This is a genomic window from Roseivivax sp. (assembly GCF_054552075.1).
Map to the genome: position 1 here is coordinate 17,553 of NZ_JBTOLZ010000004.1, position 23,333 is coordinate 40,885.

A 23,333-nucleotide genomic window follows, 5' to 3' on the forward strand; every position below is an offset into this window, starting at 1 on the left:
ACTCAGACCCAGGCCCGGCCGGCCCTCACGCGAGCGAGGGCAGCCAGAGCACGATCGCCGGGAAGCTCACCAGAAGCGCGATGGTGATGCCGTCGGCGATGAAGAAGGGCGTCACGCCCCGGAACACGTCCTGCACCGAGAGATCCGGCCGCACGCCCGCCACCACGAAGCAGTTGAGCCCGATGGGCGGGGTGATCAGACAGAACTCCGCCATCTTCACCACCAGGATCCCGAACCAGACCGCGCACATCGGCCCGGACATGCCGAAGGTGGCCTCTTCCGCGCTGACGAACTCGCCGCCGTTCAGCGCCATGACCGCCGGGTAGACCACCGGCAGCGTCAGAAGCAGCATCCCGATGGCATCCATGAACATCCCCAGGACCGCATAGGCCAGGAGGATGCAGACCAGGATCAGCATCGGCGAATACTCGAGGCTGGTGATCCAGTCCGAGAAGGCGGTCGGCAGATCGGCGAAGCCCAGGAAGCGCACGTAGATCAGCACGCCCCAGATGATCGAGAAGATCATGATCGACAGCTTGGCGGTCTCGACCAGGGCGTCCTTCAGCTCTTTCAGGCGCATGCCGCGGGCGATGGCCATGCAGAAGACGATGAAGGCGCCGATGGCCCCGCCTTCCGTCGGCGTGCCCCAGGCGTCGCCGCCGAAGGGGTTGTAGACGAAGAATATGATGATCACCACGACCGCCACGATGGGCAGCGCCGGCGGCAGGGCGACCAGGCGCTCGCGCCAGGTGAAGCCGCTGACCGGCGGGCCGAAGTTGCGCAGGGTCAGCGCCATGATCACGATCAGCGTGGCATAGACGAAGGCCGAGAAGACGCCGGGGATGAAGCCCGCGAGCAGCAGCCGGCCCACGTCCTGCTCCACGATGATCGCGTAGATCACCAGGATCGCCGAAGGCGGGATCAGCGAGGCCAGCGTGCCGCCCGCGGCCACCACGCCCGCGGCGAAACGCTTGTCGTAGCCGACCTTGAGCATCTCGGGGATGGCGATGCGCGCGAAGACCGCCGCGGTCGCCACGCTCGCGCCCGAGACCGCGGCGAAACCCGCCGTGGCGAAGACCGTCGAGACCGCGAGCCCGCCCGGCACCCAGGCGATCCAGCGCTTGGCGGCCTCGAAAAGCGCGCGCGTCAACCCGGCGTAATAGGCCAGGTAGCCGATCAGGATGAAGGTCGGGATCAGCGAGAGCGCCTGGTTCGAGACCTTGGAATGCGGCACCTGCCCGGCGGTCTTGATCGCCACGGTCAGAGCCCAGCCCAGTTGCTCGAAGTCGTAGTCGCGCTTTTCCCAGAAGATCCAGATCAGGCCGATGAGGCCCGCCAGCGCCGCCGCGAAGGCCACGCGCATGCCCAGGACGACCATGACCAGAAGGCCGCCGGTGACCCAGAGGCCGATATCGATGGGTTCCATCCGTTCAGTCCTTCCGGCTCAGGGTTTCGGCCTCTTCGGCGGCGATCTCGGCGGCGGACTGGATCAGCGGCACCGCCACCGGGGTCTCGAGCCCCAGCAGGATGGCCCGCCCGTAGCCCCAGAGCTGCAGCACCAGCCGCAGGCACATCACCGCGAAGGCCACCGGCACCACCAGTTTCGCCGGCCAGATCGGCAGGCCGATGTCGATGGAGCTGTCGCGGCTCCAGAGCGGCGCGCCCATGTCGAAGCTGCGGTCGAAATGCGCCCAGGAGCCCCAGACCAGCGCGATCATCAGAAGCAGGATGCCGAAGGTGGTGATGAACTCCGCGATCCAGAGCGCCCGGCCCCGCAACAACCCGATGACGATGTCCATGCGGATGTGCCCGCCGGTGCGCTGCACGTAGGAGATGCCGAGGATCGCGATCAGCGGCATGAAGGCCTCGATCCAGTCGACATAGCCCGGCAGCGGCTCGTTGAAGCCGTTGCGGCCGGTGACCGAGATCACCGCCAGCATCATCAGCCCGAAGGCGAAGATCCCGGAGATCAGCGCGAAGCTCCATTCGAGCCCCGCCAGCCGCCGGTCGAGCCGGCTCAACAGGCTGTCGTCGGCAAGCACCTTGGCGGTTCCGGCCATCTCCCCCTCCGTCGCTCGTCTGGTCTTGTTCTTGGCAAGGGGCCGCGCGGTGTCCCGGCGACGCGCTCAGGCGCCGCCGGGCCGGGCCCCCGCGATCAGTTGGTCGCCTGGGCTTCTTCCAGGGTCGACTTCATCAGGTCGTAGAGCTCCTGGGCCGGCAGGCCCTGGGCGCTCATCTCCTCGATCCAGGCCTGCTGGATGGGCTCGCCCGCGACCTCTTCGAACTGCGCCAGCTGGTCGTCCGAGATGGTGACCTTCTGCACGCCCTTCTCCTCGAGCACGCTGTCCCAGCGGTCGAGCAGCTCGCCGTAGTTGGCAAGGTAGTGGTCGATGGCCTCGGAGACCGAGCTGTCGAAGGCCTCGCGCTCGGCGTCCGAGAGCGCCTCATAAGCGTCGATATTGGCCACCACCGGGCAGTTCACCGTGCCGGGGTTGAGGTTCGCGGTCCACCAGTCGGCCTGGTTGATCGTGCCGAAGGAGAGATGCGCGTGCTGGGCGAAGGCCACGGTGTCGACGACGCCGGATTCCATCGCCTGGTAGGCTTCCGTCGCGGTCACCGAGGTCGGCACGCCGCCCACCGCCGAGAAGGCCTCGCCCAGGCCGCCGGTGGCGCGCACCCGCATGCCGTCGAACTCGGCCAGCTCGTCACGCGGCTCGCCGGTGCCGACGATGTTGTACTGCGGCATCGGCGAGGTCATCACCATGCGCGCGTTCCACTGGGCCATCTCCTCGGCCACCGCGGGGTGGTCGTAGATCGCATGGCTGACGGCCACTTCCTCGTCGAGGTTCGACACCCCCATGAAGGGCAGCTCCAGGACCGTGATCGCGCGGTTCTTGTCGGGGTGATAGCCGGCGCAGAACTGCGCCATCTCGAAGGCGCCGATCGAGATCCCGTCGAGGTTCTCGCGGTTGTTCGAGAGGCCCCCGTAAGAGATGTTCATGGTGAACCCGCCGTCGGTCTTTTCCTCGACCAGCTCGGCGAGCTTGTGGATGTGCTCGGTGAAGGCGCGGCGCTTGCCCCAGACCGAGACGTTCCATTCCGTCGCCGCCGCCTCGGTGGCGAAGGTCAGCGCCAGGGCGCCCGCCGTCAGCTTCACGCTCAGTGATGTCATCAGATTATCCTCCCTTGTCCGGGCGTTGCTCGCCCTGTGACCCGAGAGCCTAGACGATGACCGCCCCGGTGCAAGGCCGAAGCTGCAGGAATGTCGGGTTGACGCGGAGGGTCTGCTGGGGCAGCGGCGCGCGCGGCCGGGGTTTTCTGGCGATTCCAGTCACTTGGCGGGCGGGACCGCCCTGCCCCTTTGGCGATTGGCGCCGGGCGCCGCCCGGCTCTGAGCGCGCCCTGAGACGCCGGGAAAACCGCCAGCCAGCCGCCCCGCACCTGGGTCAACCCCGGCGCCCGGCCCATTCCTGCTTCCACCCGCCCGCGTGAGGCCCTAGCCTCACCTTCGCGGCAGAGGTGCCGCGGGAAAGGACGGGCGCATGGGCATGGATCTGGTCTCACTCGGCCTCGCCGGCTTCGCGGGCGCGGCGGCCATGTGGATCCTGCACCGGAGCTGGCCCCGGGCGCTGCCGCTTTGGCTCGTGCCCTTCGGCGCGGCGCTGGCGCTCGTTGCGGCGCTGATCTCCTCGGACTACGGCTGGAGCGCGCGCACCGCCGCCGCCCTGCCCGAAGGCTTGGTCGTCGCCGACCGCGCCGCCACGCCCGCGCCGCACCGCCCCTGGGCCTATTTCGTGCCGGTCACCACGCGGCTTGTCGCCATCGACGTCGGCGGGCGGCGGGAACACCAGGTGCGCCCCTCGGTCTACCTGGCCGACCTCTATGTCTTCGAGCGCTGGCGCGCGCCGGCGCGCACCGAGGTCATGGTCGATTGCGTCGAGGGCCGCCGCGCCCTGCCCGGCTCGGATACGCCCGCCTGGCGCGAGGTCGACCGCGCCGATCCGCTGCTCTCCACCCTGTGCCAGAGGCTCTGAGCGATGCATCTGTCCCTTCGCGTGAAACTGCTGGCCCTGCTGCTCGCGCTTTTTGTCGCGGCGCTGGCGGCGGGCGCGCTGACCCTGACGCAGCTGGCGCGCGGCGATGCGGGCGGCTGGGCGCTCTGGGCCGGGCCGCTCTTGCTTCTGGTGATCTTCCTCTGCGTCGGGCTCTTGGTCGATCACGGCGTGGCGCGGCCGCTGGAGCGGCTCACGGCCGAGCTGCAGCGCCGGGCGCATGGGCGCGAGGCGCCGCCGCTCGATCCCCGCATCGCGCCCGAGCTGGGAGACCTCGGCCCTGCCGCCGCGGCGCTGGAGGCCGCCCTGCGCGAGGCGCGTAGCGGCTCCGGTGGCACCGGCGGTGAGGCCGCCCGCTTCGAGGAGCTTCTGGCCGACCTGCCGCTGCCGCTTCTGCTGACCGGCCCGGACGGGCGGGTGGTGCTCTTCAACGGCCAGGCGGCGGGGCTGTTTTCGCAGGGCCCCGGTCTGCGGCTCGGGACGCGGCTCGACCGGCTGGTGACCCCCGCCTCGCTCACCGCCGCTCAGGCCAAGGCCGACCGCTCGGGGCTTGCCACCAGCGCGCGGCTCGACCGGGCCGAGGGCACGCCCCTGAACGCGCGGCTCCAGCATATGGCGGATGGCGGCTACCTCCTGGCCTTCGAGCAGGCCGCGCCCGCCGACACCGAGGGCTGCCGCCCGCTGGTGCATGACTTCGCGCTCTGCGCGCCCGCCCCGGAGGTGCCGCTTGCCGACCGCCCGCTGTCCGAGCTGCGGCTCTGCGTCCTGCACCTCGAGACCACGGGGCCGCTGCCGCATCGCGACAGGCTGACCTGCATCGAGGCGCAGATGCTCTGCCGCGGCGCGGCCCGCGCGGGCGAAAGCTACAAAAGCCGGGTCGAGGCCGGAACTCTCGGGCCCGCGGCGCAGGGGCTGGCGGATTTCGCCCAAGGCGCGGTGATCGTCGCGCAGAACGCCCCGCTGGAGATGGCCTTCCTGCGCGCCCGCTGGGCCGAGACGGGGCTCGACTGGGACCTGCCGGTTCTCGAGATCGTGGCGCTGGCGGCGCTGGTCTTCGGGCCGGGTCCGCGCGTGAGCTTCGCCAGCCTGCGCGAGCGGCTCGGCGTCAGCCCGCGCGAGGGCCAGCTCGCCGCGCGGGTCTCGGTGACGCTGCGGCTCTTGCAGATGCTCGAGGGGCGCGGGGTGATGACCTATGGCGATCTCTGCGCCGCGCTCAGGGCCAGCGGGCGCGAGGCGCCCACTGATGCCCTTCAAGCATCGACTTAAGTCAGGCCGTCAACGCATTGAAATCGCGATGACTTTCTCCCTTCTTAAACTTACTCCGCAGCCACCTTGCGCGGGCGCAGCATGTCCTTGAGGTAATAGCCGGTGTGGCTCTCGCCGACCTCGGCGACCTCTTCGGGCGTGCCGGTGGCCACGATGCGCCCACCGCCGTCACCACCCTCGGGGCCGATGTCGATGATGTGGTCGGCGGTCTTGATGACATCGAGGTTGTGCTCGATCACGATGACCGTATTGCCCGCTTCCACCAGCGAATGAAGCACTTCCAGGAGCTTCTTCACGTCTTCGAAGTGCAGGCCCGTGGTCGGCTCGTCGAGGATGTAGAGCGTCCGCCCGGTCGAGCGTTTCGCCAGCTCCTTGGACAGTTTCACCCGCTGCGCCTCGCCGCCCGAGAGCGTCGTGGCCTGCTGGCCGACCTTGATGTAGCCCAGGCCCACCTGCACCAGCGCATCCATCTTCTCGCGGATCGAGGGCACGGCGGCGAAGAACTCCTGCGCGTCTTCCACAGTCATATCAAGCACATCGGCGATGCTCTTGCCCTTGAACCTGATCTCCAGCGTCTCGCGGTTGTAGCGCGCGCCCTGGCAGGTCTCGCAGGTGACATAGACGTCCGGCAGGAAGTGCATCTCGATCTTGATGACCCCGTCGCCCTGGCAGGCCTCGCAGCGCCCGCCCTTCACGTTGAAGGAGAAGCGGCCGGGCTTGTAGCCCCGCGCCTTGGCCTCGGGCAGGCCCGCGAACCAGTCGCGGATCGGGGTGAAGGCGCCGGTATAGGTCGCCGGGTTCGAGCGCGGCGTGCGCCCGATCGGGCGCTGGTCGATGTCGATCACCTTGTCGAGGTGGTGCAGCCCCTTGATCGTCTCGCAGGGGGCCGGCGTCTGCCGCGCGCCGTTGAGCCGCATGGAGGCCGATTTGAACAGCGTCTCGATGGTCAGCGTCGACTTGCCGCCGCCCGAGACGCCGGTCACGCAGACGAACTTGCCCAGCGGGAAATCGGCGGTGACCTCCTTCAGGTTGTTGCCCGTCGCCTTGACCACCGAGACCGACTTCTTGTTGCCCTTGCGGCGCTTAGCCGGGACCGGGATCTCGCGCGTGCCGGCCAGGTATTGCCCGGTGATCGAGCCCTGGTCGGCGGCGATCTCCTCGGGCGTGCCGCGGCTGACCACATGGCCGCCGTGCACCCCGGCGCCGGGGCCGATGTCGAGCACGTAGTCGGCCTCGCGGATGGCGTCCTCGTCGTGTTCGACCACGATCACCGTGTTGCCCTGGTTGCGCAGGTTCTTCAGCGTCGCCAGCAGCCGGTCGTTGTCGCGCTGGTGCAAGCCGATCGAGGGCTCGTCGAGCACGTAGAGCACCCCGGTCAGCCCCGAGCCGATCTGGCTCGCAAGCCGGATGCGCTGGCTCTCGCCGCCCGACAGCGTGCCCGCCGCACGGCTGAGCGTCAGGTATTCGAGACCGACGTTGTTCAGGAAGCCGAGCCGCTCCCGGATCTCCTTGAAGATGGCGCGGGCGATCTCGTTCTTCTGCTGGGTCAGCTCCTCGGGGGCGGATTCGATCCAGGCGTAGGCCTCCTTGATCGACTTCTCGACCACCTCGCCGATGTGCAGACCCGCGACCCGCACCGCCAGCGCCTCTTCGCGCAGGCGGTAGCCGCCGCAGGCGCCGCAGGGGCGGTTGTTCTGGTAGCGCTCGAACTCCTCGCGGATCCAGCTGGAATCCGTCTCGCGGTAGCGGCGCTGCATGTTGGGGATCACGCCTTCGAAGCTGCGCGTCACGTTGTAGACGCGCCCGCCTTCGTCGTAGCGGAAGGGGATCTCCTCGTCGCCGGAGCCGTATAGAAGCACCTGTTTCACATGCGCCGGAAGGTCCTTCCACATGGTTGAAGCATCGAATTCATAGTGCTTCGCAATCGCCTGAATTGTCTGAAGAAAATACGGGCTCTTGCCCTTGCGCCAGGGCGCGATGGCGCCGTCGTAGAGCGTCAGGTTCTGGTCCGGCACCATGAGCCGTTCGTCGAAGAACAGCTCGACGCCGAGCCCGTCGCAGTCCGGGCAGGCGCCGAAAGGCGCGTTGAAGGAGAAGAGCCGCGGCTCGATCTCGGGGATGGTGAAACCCGAGACCGGGCAGGCGAAGTTCTCCGAGAAGGTGATGCGCTCGGGCTCGCCCTCGCCTTCGCGCGGCGCGGTCTCGAGCACGGCGATCCCGTCGGCGAGGTCCAGCGCGGTGCGGAAACTGTCGGCCAGCCGCGTCTCCATGCCCTCGCGGACGACGATCCGGTCGACCACCACGTCGATGTCATGGCGGTATTTCTTGTCGAGCGTCGGCGGCTCGTCGAGCTCGTAGAACTGGCCGTCGACCTTGACCCGCTGGAAGCCCTGCTTGCGCAGCTCGAGGAACTCCTTGCGGTATTCGCCTTTCCGATCGCGGATCATCGGCGCCAGGAGGTAGCCCCGGGTGCCCTCCTCCATGGTCATCACGCGGTCGACCATGTCCTGCACCTGCTGGGCCTCGATCGGCAGGCCGGTCGCCGGGCTGTAGGGCGTGCCGGCGCGGGCGAAGAGCAGCCGCAGGTAGTCGTAGATCTCGGTCACCGTGCCGACGGTGGAGCGCGGGTTCTTCGAGGTGGTCTTCTGCTCGATGGAGATCGCCGGGCTGAGCCCCGCGATGTGATCGACATCGGGCTTTTCCATCATGTCGAGGAACTGCCGCGCATAGGCCGAGAGGCTCTCGACGTAGCGGCGCTGCCCCTCGGCGTAGATCGTGTCGAAGGCCAGCGACGACTTGCCCGAGCCCGACAGCCCGGTGATGACGACGAGCTGATCGCGGGGGATATCGACGTCGATCCCCTTCAGATTGTGCTCGCGCGCGCCGCGTACCTCGATGTGCTTGAGCTCGGCCATGAGTCCCCCGTTAACGGATGCTCAACAGATAGGAGATCCTCCGCGCTTCGCCAACGGGAATGTGAGAACATTTCAGGAACGTGAAGCCCTGCGACGCCACGGCGGGGCCCCGCGCCGGGGACGCGGCGCTTTTGTCGCGCCCCCGGGGGTGCTCTTAGCGGTAAAGAAGCGAGGTGCCGTCGGCGAAGAGATGCACCTTCTCGGGCTCCGCGGTCATCTTCACCGAGCGGCCGCGCAGGTCCTTGTGGATGCCCTGCAGCTTGCCGATCACCGGGTCGCCGTCCTGCGCCTCGAAGTAGAGCAGCGTCACCTCGCCGAGCGCCTCGGTGATGTCGACGCGGCCCTCGTAGATGTAGTCGCCGCCGTCGCTCTCGATGAAATCCTCGGGGCGGACGCCGACATTGACCTTCAGGCCCTTGTCCTCGGGACGGGTCGCGATCTTCGAGCGCGCGGTGCCGCCGCCGTCCATCTTGATCACCGTGGTCTCGCCGGTCTCGACCACCTCGCCGGGCAGGAGGTTCATCGCGGGCGAGCCGATGAACTGCGCCACGAACTCGCTGTTGGGCGTCTCGTAAAGCTCGAGCGGAGAGCCGACCTGGGCGATGCCCTTGTTGGCCAGGACCACGATCCGGCTCGCCAGCGTCATCGCCTCGACCTGGTCGTGGGTGACGTAGATCATCGTCGAGTTCGGCATCTTCTCCTTGAGCTGGGCGATCTCGATCCGGGTGGCGACGCGCAGCGCCGCGTCGAGGTTCGAAAGCGGCTCGTCGAAGAGATAGACCTTGGGGTCGCGCACGATCGACCGGCCGATCGCCACCCGCTGCCGCTGGCCGCCCGAGAGCGCCTTGGGCAGGCGGTCGAGGTAGGGCTCGAGCTGCAGCATCTTGGCGGCGCGCTCGACCGAGGCGTTGATCTCCTCGGGGCTTTTCTTGGCGATCTTCAGCGCGAAGGACATGTTGTCCCGCACGGTCATATGCGGATAAAGCGCGTAGCTCTGGAAGACCATGGCGATGCCGCGCTGCGCGGGCGGCACGTCGTTGACCATCTGGCCGTCGATCTCGAGCGTGCCGCCGGTGATCTTCTCCAGCCCCGCGATCATCCGCAGAAGCGTGGACTTGCCGCAGCCCGAGGGGCCGACGAAGACGACAAGCTCGCCCTGCTCGATGTCGAGGTTGATGTCACGCAGCACCTGCACGGTGCCGCCATAGGTCTTCTCGACATCGGTCAGCTTCAGATTGGCCATTTCGTCCTCCCTTATTCGTTGTCCTCGAGCCGCATCAGCAGCGCCGGTTGCCAGGGCCCGAGATGCAGACGGCCGTCCGGCGCGGGGCCGGTGGAGCCGAGCTCGATGCCGATCTGCCGCCAGCGTCCCTCGGGCATGTCGGTGGCCGCCGGGTCGTGGCTGAGATTGAAGGCGCAGAAGATCTCCTCGCCCTCGCCCTTGCGGATGAAGCGCAGGACCGTGCCATCGGCCGAGACCTCCTCCTGGGTGCCCTTCATCAGCGCCTGGTGGGCGTGACGGAAGGCGATGGCGCGGCGGTAGTGATGCAGGATCGCGGCGGGGTCCTGCTCCTGGGTGGAGACCGCGCGGTTGAGGTGGTCGTGGCTCACCGGCAGCCAGGGGTTGCCAGCGGAGAAGCCGCCGTTCTGGTTCGAGGGCTCCCAGACCATCGGCGTCCGACAGCCGTCGCGGCCCTTGAAGGCCGGCCAGAAGCGGATGCCATAGGGGTCCTGGAGGTCCTCGAAGGCGACCTCGGCCTCGGGCAGGCCCAGTTCCTCGCCCTGGTAGATGCAGGTCGAGCCGCGCAGGCATTGCATCAGCGTCGCGAAGCAGCGCGCGCCCGCCTCCGAGAGCTGCCAGCGCGACAGGTGCCGCGGCACGTCGTGGTTCGAGAAGGCCCAGCAGGCCCAGCCGTTGGCCGCCACCCGCTCCACCGCCTCGAAGACGGTGTCGATGTATTTCGCCGTCGGCATATGCCCCGAGAGCAGCTCGAAGGCGTAGCTCATGTGGATGAGGTCGTCACCGCCGGTGTATTGCCCGAGGATCTCGAGCCCGCGCTGGTCGTCGCCGACCTCGCCCACCGCCGCGGCGTTGTATTTGTTCATCAGCGACCGGAGCTTGCGCAGGAAGTCCAGGTTCTCGGGCTGGGTCTTGTCGTAGAGGTGGTTCTGCCAGGTATAGGGGTTCACCGCCGGCGCGGTGATCGGGTTGCGCTCTTCCTCGGGCAGCGGAGGATTGTCCCGCAGCTGCTTGTCGTGGACGTAGAAGTTGATCGTGTCGAGCCGGAAGCCGTCGACGCCCCGGTCGAGCCAGAAGGTCGCCACGTCCAGCAGCGCTTCCTGCACCTTGGGTTCGTGGAAGTTCAGGTCCGGCTGCTCCTGCAGGAAGTTGTGCAGGTAGTACTGGCAGCGCGTCGGCTCCCATTGCCAGGCCGAGCCGCCGAAAATCGACAGCCAGTTGTTGGGCGGCGTGCCGTCGGGCTTGGCATCCGCCCAGACATACCAGTCGGCGCGCGGGTTGTCCTTGGAGGCCCGGCTTTCCTTGAACCAGGGGTGGTCCTCGGAGGTGTGGCTCAGCACCAGGTCGATCAGGACCTTCAGACCCAGCCGATGCGCGGTGGCGATCAGCACGTCGAAATCCGCCAGGGTGCCGAACATCGGGTCGACGTCGCAGTAATCCGCCACGTCGTAGCCGAAGTCCTTCATCGGCGAGGTGAAGAACGGCGAGATCCACACCGCGTCCACGCCGAGGGAGGCGATATGCGGCATGCGCTGCGCGATGCCCAGAAGATCGCCGATCCCGTCGCCGTTGGAGTCCTGGAAGCTGCGCGGGTAGATCTGGTAGATCACCGCGCCGCGCCACCAATCGGTGTCCACCCGCTTGCTCTGGGCCTGAAGGTCCGCCGGTTTGTTCATAGTGCCTCTTGTTACTTGACCGAGCCGGCCAGCAGGCCGCGCACGAGGTATTTCTGCATCGCGAAGAAGACCGCGAGCGGGACCGCGATGGACACGAAGGCCGCCGCGGCAAGGATGCCCCAGTCACCGCCGCGCGAACCCAGAAGGTCGTCGGCGATCTTCACCGTCATCACCCAGCTTTCGGAGTTCGACGGCAGGAAGACCTTGGCGACCAGCAGGTCGTTCCAGGTCCAGAGGAACTGGAAGATCGCGAAGGAGGCGAGGGCCGGGAAGGAGAGCGGCAGGACGATCTTGGTGAAGACCTGGAAGTCCGTCGCGCCGTCGACCTTGGCGCTTTCGATGATGTCCCGTGGCAGGCCGATCATGTAGTTGCGCAAGAGATATATCGCGAGTGGCATCCCGAAGGCCGTATGCGCCAACCAGACCCCCAGGAAGCTCTGCCCGATGCCCACTGTCTGGTGGAAGGTCAGCAGAGGCACCAGCGCGATCTGTAGCGGCACAACCAGAAGGCCCACCACCATGGCGATGAAGAAGCCGCGGGCGGCGAAATCCATCCAGGCCAGGGCATAGGCCGCGAAGGCCGCCACCACGATGGGGATGACCGTCGCCGGGATCGACACGGTGAGCGTGTTGATGAAGGCCCGGTCCATGTTGTCCGAGGTCAGGATGGTCTCGTAGTTGTCCATCGTGAACTCGGGTGGCTGCGCCGCGGTGATGTAGATCGAGGGGCCGCGGGTGATCTCGTCGGCGTCTCGGTAGACGAAATCCCCGTTGCGCATCACCTGCAGAGAGCGGTCGAAGATCGGCGGTATGTCCTGCACGATCTCCTGTCCGTCCTCGTCGGTCTCGGGGAAGACAGGCTCGCTGCCCTCCTCGTAGGCGATCTCGATGTTGGTGTCGTCCTGTTCGCCGTCATCCTCGATGACCTGCACCTCGTAGCGGGCGTAGATCATGCCGGGCTCGGCGGCGCCGGGCGCGCGCGAAGTGATCCCGAAGCCCGAGACGCTGCCCTCGCCCGAGGCGTCCTCGGAGCTGTCGAAGACATTGCCCTCGAGCACCCAGGTGTCGCCGTCCTGCACCGCGCCATCGGCATCGGGCGAGACGCGGTAGGCCTGTTCGACCGAGAAGGGCGCGCGCCACCAGCCGGATTCCGAGATCTGCGCGCGTTCGCGGAACGAGGAGACCGCGAGCCCGATGGTGGGAATGAGCCAGATCAGCACCAGCGCGATCACGCTGAGATTGGTGACGAGGGAAAGGCCCGACTTCTGTCCTGCGATATTGTCCATGTCCCTTACCTCCTCAGCGCATTTCCCTGCGGGCCTGGACGATGTTCCAGACCATGACAGGCGTGACGATGACCATGATGACGAAGGCGACCGCGGTGGCGCGCCCGTCGTCGCGGAACATGAAATCCATCATGTAGGACGGCAGGATTTCCGTATCGAAGTTGCCCCCGGTCATCGCGTAGACGATGTCGAAGACCTTCAGGACCAGGATAGTGATTGTCGTCCAGACCACCACGATGGTCGGCATGATCTGCGGCACCTTGATCTTGAAGAAGATCTGGAAGGGGTTGGCGCCGTCGATGATCGCGGCCTCGATGGTCTCCTCGGGGATGCCGCGCAGCGCCGCCGAGAGGATCACCATGGCAAAGCCGGTCTGCATCCAGACCATGATGAACATGATGAAGAAGTTGTTCCAGAATTGCAGCTGGAGCACGTCGATCGGATCCATGCCGAAGATGTCGCGCACCGCGTTGATGATGCCGATGTCGGGGTTGTTGGCGTAGACGAACTTCCAGATCAGCGAGGCGCCGACGAAGGAGATCGCCATGGGCATGAAGATCAGCGACTTGGCGACATTGCCCCATTTCAGCCGGTCGGTGAGCTGCGCCACCAGAAGCCCCATGAAGGTCGAGGCGGCGGGCACGAAGATCACCCAGAGGATGTTGTTGAAGAGCGCCACCCGGAAGCCCTCTTCGGAGAACATCTGCAGGTAGTTCGACAGCCCGATGAAAGTGTCGCCCGAACGGTTGTAGAGCGACCGGATGAAGGAGCCGATCACCGGGTAGACCAGGTAGAGCCCCAGGAAGAAGATCGCCGGCGCCAGGAACAGCCAGGGCCGGACCATGGTGGCGCGGTTGATGTTGCGTCCGTGATCGTCGTCGCGCGCCGGAAAGATGAACCGGTCGAGCACGAGGTTCGAGGCGTAGAAGTAGCCGGCACAGCCCCCTACCCCGAGAATGATCGTGATGATCCCTTGCAGTATTGGCGACATCGGTCTCCCCTCCCTTCGGCATGCGCCGCGCCCCTGCCGGACCCGATTGGGCCGGTGCCGGGCGGCGAAGACGGCGCCCCGACCTCAGGCCGGGGCGCCGCGCGGGTGTGTTTCTGGGCCGCTTACTTGATCGAGTCCCAGCGGGTCTGGATCTCGGAGGCGACGCTGCCCGCCTCTGCGCCGGTCACATAGTCGACCATGCCGGTCCAGAAGGCGCCCGCGCCGATCTCGGAGGGCATCAGGTCCGAAGCGTCGAAGCGGAAGGTGGTCGCCCCGGCCAGGATCTCGCCCTGGGCGCGCAGGCTGTCGTCGGCGTAGAGGTCGAGGTTCACCCCGCCATGCGCCGTCAGGAAGCCGCCCTGGGCCATCCAGAGCTCATGCGCGACCGGCAGCTTCAGGAACTCGATCATCACGTTGGCGCCTTCGGAGGGATTGGTGATCCCGAAGAGCGTGCCCGCGCCCAGCACCGGGGTGCCGAGGTCGTTTTCCTCGATCGCCGGGAAGTAGAAGAAGTCGACGTTCTCGCCCTGCTCCGCATCCTCGGGGAAGAAGGCCGGGATGAAGGAGGCCTGGCGGTGCATGTAGCAATCCGGCGGGATCGCGAAGAGGCCCGCGGGGCTGTCGCGGAAGTCGGTGGTGGCCACCGCCTCGGCGCCGCCCTGGACGTAGTCGTCATTGCGCGCGAACCAGCCGAACTCCTCGATCGCGCCGATTACGGCCGGATCGTCGAAGGGGATCTCGTTGTTGACCCACTGGTCGTAGACCGCGGGCTCCTGGGTGCGCAGCATCAGGTCCTCGACCCAGTCGGTCGCGGGCCAGCCGGTCGCGGCACCCGAGCCGAGGCCGATGCACCAGGGCGTGCCGCCGTCGTCAACGATGTCCTCGGTCAGCTCCTTGAGCTCTTCCATGGTCTCGGGGATGTCGTAGCCCGCCTCGTCGAAGGCGATCGGGTTGTACCAGACCAGCGACTTCACATCGACGCGGTAGAACAGGCCGTAGAGGTTGTCGTTGCCGTCGGGCCCGGTGTAGGTGCCGAGGTCGACCCAGCTTTCACCGGCGGCGAAGTTCTCGGCGACCCAGTCGGCGGTGCCCTCGGGCAGCGGCGTCAGCGCGCCCTGGCTCGCCATGTCGGAGGCCAGGCCCGGCTGCGGGAAGACCGCGAGGTTCGGCGCGGTGCCCGCGCGCGAGGAGATCACGATGTCCTGCTCGAAGCTGTCGGAGCCCGAGTAGTTGACCTCGGCGCCGGTGGCCTCGGTGAAATAACGGAAGACCGCGTCGACCTTTTCCTTTTCGCGGCCGGTCCAGGGGCCGGTGATGGTCACCGTCTGGCCGGAGAGGTCGTTGGCTTCGGCAAATTCATTGTAGCTGTCCCAGGCGAAATCGCCTTCGCCGATGGCGAAGGGCAAGTCCTGGGCCTGCGCCGCACCGGCCACCAGGGCCAGAGTTGCAGCGCTAACGTAAAGCGATGTTTTCATATTCATGTCCTCCCGTGGATCATGTGAGCAAGGTTGCCCGACGCCGCGCAAGGAAAAACTTTCCAAAGCGCTTTGACGCGGCCAAACTCGCGCAGCCGCGTCACCCTGTCAATGCTGGGCATGCAAAGAAACCCTTATGAACATAAGCGATTCTTGCTGCACTGCAGCTAGGCTCGTGGCAGAGATGCCCTTCCCATGCCCGTCTTTAGATGTCTAAAGTGCGAGGAAATCCAAAGCGCTTTGAGCCGTGCCGACATGAACCTGAAGGAACTTTCCGAGCTTCTGAACCTCTCTCAGACCACCGTCAGCCGCGCGCTGAACGGCTATCCCGAGGTGCGCGACGAAACGCGGCGGCGTGTGGTCGAGGCGGCCGAGCGGCACAACTACATGCCCAACACCCGCGCCAAGGGGCTCGCGACGGGCCGTTCCATGTCGATCGGCCATGTGATTCCCCTGTCGAAGAAGCACGAGATCCTGAACCCGATCTTCGGCGATTTCATCACCGGCGCCTCGGAAGCCTATGTCGCGGCGGGCTACGACCTGGTGCTAAGCCTGGTGCCCGACGACGACCAGGCCGCGCATTACCGCAGCCTCGGCGCCAAGAACAACGTCGACGGGCTGATCCTGCACGGGCCGATGGTGAACGATTCGCGCATCCCGCTGCTGCAGGACCTCGACCTGCCCTTCCTGGTGCATGGCCGGGCCTCGGGCTGGCCCGAGGATTACGCCTATTTCGACATGAACAACCGCCGCGCCTTCGAGCGCGCCACCCGCCACCTGATCGAGCTGGGCCACCGCCGCATCGCCTTCGTCAACGGCCGCGAGGAGATGGACTTCGCCCACCGCCGCCGGCTGGGCTACGAGGCGGCGCTGGCGGCCTCGGCGATCGAGCCGGACCCCTGGCTCATGGTTTCGGGCGACATGACCGAGAGCCTCGGCGCCGAAAGCGTGGCGCGGATGCTCGATGCGCCCGATCCGCCGACCGCCGTGCTGGCCTCCTCGATCGTCATCGCGCTCGGCGTCGAACGCGCCGCCCGGGCGCGCGGGCTGACCGTCGGGCGCGACCTGTCGATCATCACCCATGACGACGAGCTGAGCTACCTGCCCAACGGCCGGGACGAACCGCTCTTTACGGCGACGCGCTCCTCGGTCAGGGAGGCCGGGCGGCGCTGCGCCGAGATCTTGCTCGGCCGCGTCGCCAACCCCGGCGGGCCGCCCCCGCAGGAACTTGTCGAAGCCGATCTCATACTCGGGCGCTCGACCGGACCGGCGCCCAGAAAGGACAGCGCATGAACTTCTCCCGCAGCCAGTTTCCCGAAGGCTTCGACTTCGGCGTCTCGACCTCGAGCTACCAGATCGAAGGCCATGACTTCGGCGGCGCGGGCCCGACCCATTGGGACACTTTCGCCGCGACCCCGGGCAACGTGGTGCGCGCCGAACACGGCGGGCGGGCCTGCGACCATTACCACCGCTACCGCGAGGACCTGGACCTGGTGGCCGCGGGCGGCTTCGACGTCTACCGCTTCTCGACCTCCTGGGCACGGGTCCTGCCCGAGGGCACCGGCCAAGTGAACGCCGAGGGCCTGGATTTCTACGACCGGCTGGTCGACGCCATGCTGGAGCGCGGGCTGAAGCCCGCCGCCACCCTCTATCACTGGGAGATGCCCTCGGCGCTGGCCGACCGCGGCGGCTGGATGAACCGCGACGTGGCCTCCTGGTTCGCCGAGTTCACCGAGGTGATCACCGACCGGCTCGGCGACCGGCTCTGGTCCGTGGCGCCGATCAACGAGCCCTGGTGCGTCGGCTGGATGAGCCATTTCCTCGGCCATCACGCGCCGGGCCTGCGCGACATCCGGGCGACGGCGCGGGCCATGCACCACGTGCTTCTGGCCCATGGCCGCTCGATCGAGGTGATGCGCGGCAAGGGCCAGGAGAACCTCGGCGCGGTCTTCAACTTCGAATGGGCCGAGCCCGCCGACGACAGCCCCGAGGCCGCCCGCGCGGCCGAGACCTTCGACGGCTACCTCAACCGTTTCTTCGTCGAGGGCGTCTTCCGCGGGCGCTACCCCGACAGCGTGCTGGAAGGCTTCGCGCCGCATCTGCCGGAGAATTACCAGGACGATTTCCCGCTGATCACCCAGAAGCTCGACTGGTGCGGGCTGAACTACTACACCCGCAAGCTCTGCGCGCCGACCGACGGCGCCTGGCCGCATCAGACCGAGGTCGAGGGCCCGCTGCCGAAGACCCTCATGGGCTGGGAGATCTACCCCGAGGGCCTCTACCAGTCGCTGAAGCGCCTGCACGAATATGCCGGCGACATCCCGCTTTACATCACCGAGAACGGGCTGGCCTCGCCGGATGTGGTCAAGGACGGCGCGGTCGACGACCAGCCGCGCATCGACTACCTCGAGGCGCATTTCGCCGCCGCCCGCCGCGCCATCGACGAGGGCGTGCCGCTGGCGGGCTATTTCGTCTGGTCCTTGATGGACAATTACGAATGGGCGCTCGGCTACGAGAAACGCTTCGGACTGGTGCATGTCGATTTCGACAGCCTTGAACGGACGCCGAAAGCCTCTTACCACGCCCTCAAACGCGCACTTGCCTGAGGACAGATGACCGCAGCCGCCCCCCAACTCGCCGTCGTGGCCGATATCGGCGGCACCAACACCCGCGTGGCGCTGGCCGAGGCGGGCAAGGTGCGCACCGAGACCATCCGCCGCTACCGCAACGCCCAGGAAACCGGGCTCGACGCGGTGCTGGTCCATTACCTCTCCGAGGTCGCGGCCCGGCCCGAGGCCGCCTGCGTGGCCATGGCCGGCCCGGTGCGCGACGGGGTCGGCAAGCTGACCAACCTCGACTGGGTGGTGAACCGCGCCTCGATCGCCGAGGCGACCGGCGCGGGCACGGTCGCGGTGCTGAACGACCTGCAGGCCCAGGGCCATGCGCTCGACGCGCTGGCGCCCGAGGTGCTGACCCCGGTGCGCCCCGGCCAGCCGGCCAGCGCCCGCGCGGCCAAGCTGGTCGTGGGCGTGGGCACCGGGCTCAACGCCGCGCCGGTCTATCACCTGGGCGGCCAGACCCTGGTGCCGCCGTCCGAGACCGGCCATGTCTCGCTGCGCGCCACCACGCCCGAGGACTTGGCCCTGCGGGACTGGGTGGCCGAGAGGCATCCCATGCCGGGCTTCGAGGACGTGCTCTCGGGCCGCGGCTTCGAGAGGATCTACGCCTATTTCTGCCATGCCGAGGGCGCGGGCGATCCGAAATCGGCCGATGCGATCATGGCCGACCTCGACAGCGACCCCCGCGCCAGGCGCACCGTCGACACCTTCACCCGGCTTCTCGGCGCCTATGTCGGCGATTTGGCGCTCATCACCCTGCCCTTCGGCGGCGTCTTCCTCTGCGGCGGCGTCACCCAGCATTTCGCCCCGCATCTGACCGGCCCCGGCTTCGCCGAGGCCTTCTGCGACAAGGGCCGTTTTTCCGAGTTCATGCGGCAGTTTCCGGTGCATATCGTCACCGACGACTACGCCGCGCTCACGGGCTGCGCCTGCCACCTCGACGAGCTCGCGCGGCTGCCCGGCTGATCCCGCGACGCTGCGGCAGCCGGTCCCCACAACCCGCGAAATATCGCGGGTGGGGTCTTGCCAAACGACAGGGATCGCGCTTGTTCCCAGCGTGACCCGTTAGCGATACCAGGAGACGTCCCGTCATGAACATCGCGACACCGCCCCGCGTGACCACCCGCGGCCTGAGCGACGCCATCACGCGCCACCTGCGCTATTCCTTCGGCCGCGAGCCCGAGTTCGCCGGGCTCGAGGACTGGCGCATGGCGCTGTCCTACGCCATCCGCGACCAGATCGCCGACAGCTGGTTCAAGGCCGCGGGCACCGCCCGCAGCCAGGGCGCCAAGCGCGTCTACTACCTGTCGATGGAGTTCCTGATCGGGCGGCTTCTGGAAGACGGCATCGTCAACCTCGGGCTGGTCGACCAGGCCCGCGAAGCGCTGGCGGCCCTCGGACAGGACTACGACGAGGTGCTGGCCGACGAGCCCGATGCCGCGCTCGGCAACGGCGGGCTGGGACGGCTGGCCGCCTGTTTCCTCGAAAGCCTCTCGACGCTGGGCTGCCCGGCTTATGGCTACGGCATCCGCTACGAACACGGGCTTTTCCGGCAGAGCTTCCAGGGCGGCCGCCAGGTCGAGGCGCCCGAGACCTGGCTTCTGCAGCGCCACGCCTGGGAGTTCGAGCGCCCCGAGGCGCGCTTCCGCATCGGTTTCGGCGGCCATGTCGAGGAACGCGAGGGCCGCAAGCTCTGGCTGCCCGGCGAACATGTCGACGCCGAGGCCTATGACACGCCGATCGTCGGCTGGCAGGGCCGCTGGGCCAACACGCTGCGGCTCTGGTCGGCCAAGGCCTGCGATCCTTTCGACCTGCCCGCCTTCAACCGCGGCGATTTCACCGCCGCCGCCCAGCCCGAGGCGCTGGCGCGGACGATCTCGCGGGTGCTCTATCCCGACGACACCACCGAACAGGGCCGCGAGCTGCGCCTCAAGCAGGAGTTCTTCCTGACCGCCGCGGCGCTGCGCGACATCCTCGCGCGGTTCGACAAGGAAGAGAGCGACATCCGCAAGCTGCCGCAGTATGTGGCGATCCAGCTCAACGACACCCACCCCGCCGTGGCGGGCCCGGAGCTGGTGCGGATCCTGCACGACGAACGCGGGCTGCCGCTCGACGAGGCGATGCAGACCGCGCGGGCCTGCCTCTCCTACACCAACCACACGCTCCTGCCCGAGGCGCTGGAAAGCTGGGGCGAGGATCTCTTCGGCCGGCTCCTGCCGCGCCACCTCGAGATCGCGGATCTGATCGACAACGCCCATTACGAGGCCAACCCCCAGCGCACCCAGTCGATGCGCGCGGACGGCCAGGTGAAGATGGGCCAGCTCTCCTTCGTCATGGCGCATAAGGTCAACGGCGTCTCGGCGCTGCACACCGAGCTGATGAAGGAAACCGTCTTCGCCGAGCTGCACCACCTGCACCCCGAGCGGATCGTGAACCAGACCAACGGCGTGACCCCGCGGCGCTGGCTCCTGGCCTGCAACCCGCGGCTCTCGGGGCTGATCACCGAGACCATCGGCGACGGCTGGGTCGACGACCTCGAGCGGCTGCGCGAGCTCGAGCCCGCGATCGAGGACGCCGGCTGGCGCCAGCGCTTTGCCGAGGCCAAGCGCGCCAACAAGGCCGAGCTGGCAGACTACATCTCGCAGACCCAGGGCGTCAGCCTCGATCCCGACGCGATGTTCGACGTGCAGATCAAGCGCATGCATGAATACAAGCGCCAGCACCTCAACATCCTCGAGACCATCGCGCTCTGGCAGGAGATGAAGGACAACCCCAACGCCGACTGGACCCCGCGGGTGACGCTTTTCGCCGGCAAGGCGGCGCCGGGCTATGCCTTCGCCAAGGACATCATCCGGCTGATCAACGACGCCGCCGAGGTGATCAACGCCGACCCCGCGACCCGCGACAAGCTGCGGGTGCTGTTCCTGCCGAACTACAACGTGACGCTGGCCGAGCGGCTGATCCCGGCGGCCGACCTGTCGGAACAGATCTCGACCGCCGGCAAGGAAGCCTCGGGCACCGGCAACATGAAATTCGCGCTGAACGGCGCGATGACCATCGGCACACTCGACGGCGCCAACGTCGAGATCCGCGAACATGTGGGCGCGGAGAACTTCTTCCTCTTCGGCATGACCGCCTCCGAGGTCGAAGAGCGCCGCGCCGTCGAGGATCACGCCCAGCAGGCCATCGCCGCCGATCCGCGGCTCGCCCGCGCGCTTCAGGCGGTGGGCTCCGGCGCCTTCTCGCCCGACGAGCCCGACCGTTACGCCCATATCACCGAGAACCTCTCGGGCGCGGACTACTTCCTCGTCGCCTCGGATTTCAGCGACTACTGGCGCGCCAGCCGCGAGGCCGACGCCGCCTTTGCCGACCGCGCCGGATGGATCCGCCGCGCCGCGCTGAACACCGCGCGTTCGGGCTGGTTCTCCTCGGACCGGACGATTCGCGGCTACATGCGGGATATCTGGGCGGCGCGCTCGCATCTGGAGGATTGATCCCCCGCGCTCCGTTGAAGCGGAGCGCAAGACGGCTAAGGTGGTGCACATGGCAAGCGATACCGACCCCAAGAGCTCCGCCCTCGCCCGCGTCTTCAACGGCTCCGGCGAGGACCCCTTCGCGATCCTCGGCCCGCACGAGGAAAACGGCACCCGCGTGGTGACCGCCTTCGACCCCGGCGCGGCCCGGATGGTCGCGGTGATCGGCAAGACCGAACACCCGCTCGAGCCGCTGCCCGGCCAGCCCGGCGGCTTCTCGGGCCCGGTGCCGGGCGCCGACCCCTACGGGCTGCGCGGCTACGACGCCAAGGGCGTCTACTGGGACATGGAAGATCCCTACCGCTTCGGCCCGGTCATGGGCGAGCTGGACGAATACCTGCTTGGCGAAGGCACGCATCACGCCCTCTGGGAGGCGCTCGGCGCCCATGTGATGACCCACGAGGGCGTGCATGGCACGCATTTCGCGGTCTGGGCGCCCAATGCCCGCCGCGTCTCGGTGGTCGGGCCCTTCAACTCCTGGGACGGCCGCCGCCACGTGTTGCGCCGCCGCGGCCAGGGCGTCTGGGAGACCTTCCTGCCCGGCGTCGGCGAGGGCGACGCCTACAAATACGAGATCATCGGCCACGAGGGGCAGCTTCTGCCGCTGAAATCCGACCCGGTGGGCTTCGGCTCGGAGCACGCGCCGGCCAATGCCTCGGTGGTGCGCGACATCTCGGGCTACGGCTGGTCGGACGAGGCCTGGATGCGCAGCCGCGAGGCGCGCAACTCCCGCGAGGCGCCGATCTCGGTCTACGAGGTGCACCTGGGTTCCTGGCGCCACAAGGCCCAGGGGCGGCGGATCTCCTACGTGGAGGCCGCCGAGGAGCTGGTCGGCTATGTCTCCGACATGGGCTTCACCCATATCGAGCTTCTGCCGATCTCGGAGTTTCCCTTCGACGGCTCCTGGGGCTACCAGCCGGTCGGGCTTTTCGCCCCGACCGTGCGGCACGGCCCCCCGCATGAGTTCCGCGACCTGGTGAACGCCGCGCACAAGGCCGGGATCGGGGTGATCCTCGACTGGGTGCCGGGCCATTTCCCCACCGACCCGCATGGGCTCGGCCAGTTCGACGGCACCGCGCTTTACGAGCACGCCGACCCGCGCGAAGGCTTCCACCAGGACTGGAACACGCTGATCTACAACTACGGCCGGACCGAGGTGAAGAACTTCCTCACCTCGAACGCGCTCTACTGGCTGAAGGAATACCACGCCGACGGTCTGCGCGTGGATGCCGTGGCCTCGATGCTCTACCGCGACTATTCCCGCAAGGACGGCGAATGGGTGCCGAACAAGGACGGCGGCCGCGAGAACTACGAGGCGATCGACGTCCTGAAGACCATGAACACGCTGAGCTACGGCGAGGCGCCGGGGATCATGACGGTGGCCGAGGAATCGACCTCCTTCCCCAAGGTCTCGCGCCCGGTGGACGACGGCGGCCTGGGCTTCGGCTTCAAGTGGAACATGGGCTGGATGAACGACACGCTCGAGTACATCAAGAAGGATCCGATCCACCGCAAGCACCACCACAACCAGATGACCTTCGGGCTGGCCTATGCCTTCTCGGAGAACTTCATCCTGCCGATCAGCCATGACGAGGTGGTGCACGGCAAGGGCTCGATGCTGACCCGGATGCCGGGCCAGGGGCTCGAGCGCTTCGCCAACCTGCGGGCCTATTACGGCTTCATGTGGGGCCACCCGGGCAAGAAGCTGCTCTTCATGGGCCAGGAGTTCGCCCAGGAGGCCGAATGGGACCACAACCGCGAGCTCGACTGGCCGGCGCTGGAGCGTCCCGGCCACGGCGGTGTGCAGCGGCTGGTGGGCGATCTGAACCGGCTCTACGCCGCGACGCCCGCGCTGCACGTGCGCGACTGCGAGCCCGAGGGCTTCCAGTGGATCGAGGCCGATGACGCCGACCGCTCGGTCTTCGCCTGGATCCGTCGCGGGCGCCCCGGCGATCCTGAGGTCGTGGTGGCCGTGAACTTCACCCCGATGGAGCAGCCGGGCTACCGCCTGGGCTTCCCCAGCGCCGGCCGCTGGCGCGAGGCGCTGAACTCCGACGCCGAGATCTACGGCGGCGGCGGCCGCGGCAACTTGGGCGGCATCGAGGCGGGTGGGACGCCCAGTCACGGCCAGGCGGCCTCGGCGGAGATCTATCTGCCGCCGCTCTCGGCGGTGTATTTCGTGAAGGAATGAGTGGGGGCGCTCCGGGGGTGACCCCGGGGCGACTTTGCGGCTGGCTTTGATGGCGCGGGCCGACCGATCCTGAACCTGCCGCGCCCTCTC

General features: G+C 67.7%; 16 protein-coding genes. 7 read left to right on the plus strand and 9 right to left on the minus strand.

The features are described from left to right. Positions 1–25 precede the first annotated feature (25 nt). From ACX938_RS04045 to dctP, 3 genes are all read right to left on the minus strand, one after another. A complete protein-coding gene (locus ACX938_RS04045; protein ID WP_232752859.1) occupies positions 26–1,426 on the minus strand; it encodes a TRAP transporter large permease in 1,401 nt (466 codons plus the stop codon). Between the two features lie 4 nt (positions 1,427–1,430). Then, positions 1,431–2,060 (minus strand): TRAP transporter small permease subunit, encoded by a 630-nt coding sequence (locus ACX938_RS04050; protein ID WP_459430082.1) that lies wholly within the window; start codon positions 2,058–2,060, stop codon positions 1,431–1,433. Between the two features lie 95 nt (positions 2,061–2,155). Then, a complete protein-coding gene (dctP, locus tag ACX938_RS04055) occupies positions 2,156–3,172 on the minus strand; it encodes a TRAP transporter substrate-binding protein DctP (protein WP_232752856.1) in 1,017 nt (338 codons plus the stop codon). 370 nt (positions 3,173–3,542) lie between these two features. Here dctP and ACX938_RS04060 point away from each other — a divergent pair, with 370 nt between their 5' ends. Both ACX938_RS04060 and ACX938_RS04065 read left to right on the plus strand, forming a co-directional pair. Then, positions 3,543–4,034, plus strand: a complete 492-nt coding sequence (locus tag ACX938_RS04060) for a hypothetical protein (protein ID WP_459430083.1) — start codon at positions 3,543–3,545, stop codon at positions 4,032–4,034. 3 nt (positions 4,035–4,037) lie between these two features. After that, complete coding sequence (locus ACX938_RS04065) at positions 4,038–5,318, plus strand: 3'-5' exonuclease (protein ID WP_459430084.1); 1,281 nt, start codon at positions 4,038–4,040, stop codon at positions 5,316–5,318. A 50-nt stretch (positions 5,319–5,368) separates the two neighbouring features. Here ACX938_RS04065 and uvrA read toward each other — a convergent pair whose 3' ends face one another. The 6 genes from uvrA to ACX938_RS04095 form a co-directional block, all read right to left on the minus strand. Continuing rightward, the gene (gene uvrA / locus ACX938_RS04070; protein WP_232752850.1) at positions 5,369–8,233 is read right to left on the minus strand and encodes an excinuclease ABC subunit UvrA; all 2,865 of its coding nucleotides are present in this window, start codon (positions 8,231–8,233) and stop codon (positions 5,369–5,371) included. 154 nt (positions 8,234–8,387) lie between these two features. After that, entirely contained in the window at positions 8,388–9,476 is a 1,089-nt protein-coding gene (locus ACX938_RS04075) for an ABC transporter ATP-binding protein (RefSeq protein WP_459430085.1), read from the minus strand. A gap of 11 nt (positions 9,477–9,487) precedes the next feature. Further along, positions 9,488–11,149: an alpha-amylase family glycosyl hydrolase gene (locus tag ACX938_RS04080; RefSeq protein WP_232752847.1), complete on the minus strand. Its 1,662-nt coding sequence runs from the start codon at positions 11,147–11,149 to the stop codon at positions 9,488–9,490. Between the two features lie 11 nt (positions 11,150–11,160). Then, positions 11,161–12,435, minus strand: coding sequence for a carbohydrate ABC transporter permease (locus ACX938_RS04085; protein WP_232752846.1), 1,275 nt, complete (start codon positions 12,433–12,435; stop codon positions 11,161–11,163). 13 nt (positions 12,436–12,448) lie between these two features. Next, the gene (locus ACX938_RS04090) at positions 12,449–13,426 is read right to left on the minus strand and encodes a carbohydrate ABC transporter permease (protein ID WP_232752845.1); all 978 of its coding nucleotides are present in this window, start codon (positions 13,424–13,426) and stop codon (positions 12,449–12,451) included. Positions 13,427–13,548: 122 nt separating this feature from the next. Next, positions 13,549–14,901, minus strand: a complete 1,353-nt coding sequence (locus ACX938_RS04095) for an ABC transporter substrate-binding protein (protein WP_459430086.1) — start codon at positions 14,899–14,901, stop codon at positions 13,549–13,551. Positions 14,902–15,156: 255 nt separating this feature from the next. Between ACX938_RS04095 and ACX938_RS04100 the strand changes: the two genes are divergently transcribed. The 5 genes from ACX938_RS04100 (at position 15,157) to glgB (ending at position 23,243) form a co-directional block, all read left to right on the plus strand. Then, complete coding sequence (locus ACX938_RS04100) at positions 15,157–16,194, plus strand: LacI family DNA-binding transcriptional regulator (protein WP_459430236.1); 1,038 nt, start codon at positions 15,157–15,159, stop codon at positions 16,192–16,194. Then, a complete protein-coding gene (locus ACX938_RS04105; protein ID WP_459430087.1) occupies positions 16,191–17,507 on the plus strand; it encodes a GH1 family beta-glucosidase in 1,317 nt (438 codons plus the stop codon). Before ACX938_RS04100 ends, ACX938_RS04105 begins: the two co-directional genes overlap by 4 nt. A 6-nt stretch (positions 17,508–17,513) precedes the next feature. After that, positions 17,514–18,485, plus strand: coding sequence for a glucokinase (locus ACX938_RS04110; RefSeq protein WP_459430088.1), 972 nt, complete (start codon positions 17,514–17,516; stop codon positions 18,483–18,485). 125 nt (positions 18,486–18,610) lie between these two features. Further along, positions 18,611–21,013, plus strand: a complete 2,403-nt coding sequence (locus ACX938_RS04115; RefSeq protein ID WP_459430089.1) for a glycogen/starch/alpha-glucan phosphorylase — start codon at positions 18,611–18,613, stop codon at positions 21,011–21,013. Positions 21,014–21,062: 49 nt separating this feature from the next. After that, positions 21,063–23,243, plus strand: a complete 2,181-nt coding sequence (glgB, locus tag ACX938_RS04120) for a 1,4-alpha-glucan branching protein GlgB (RefSeq protein WP_459430090.1) — start codon at positions 21,063–21,065, stop codon at positions 23,241–23,243. Positions 23,244–23,333 lie beyond the last annotated feature (90 nt).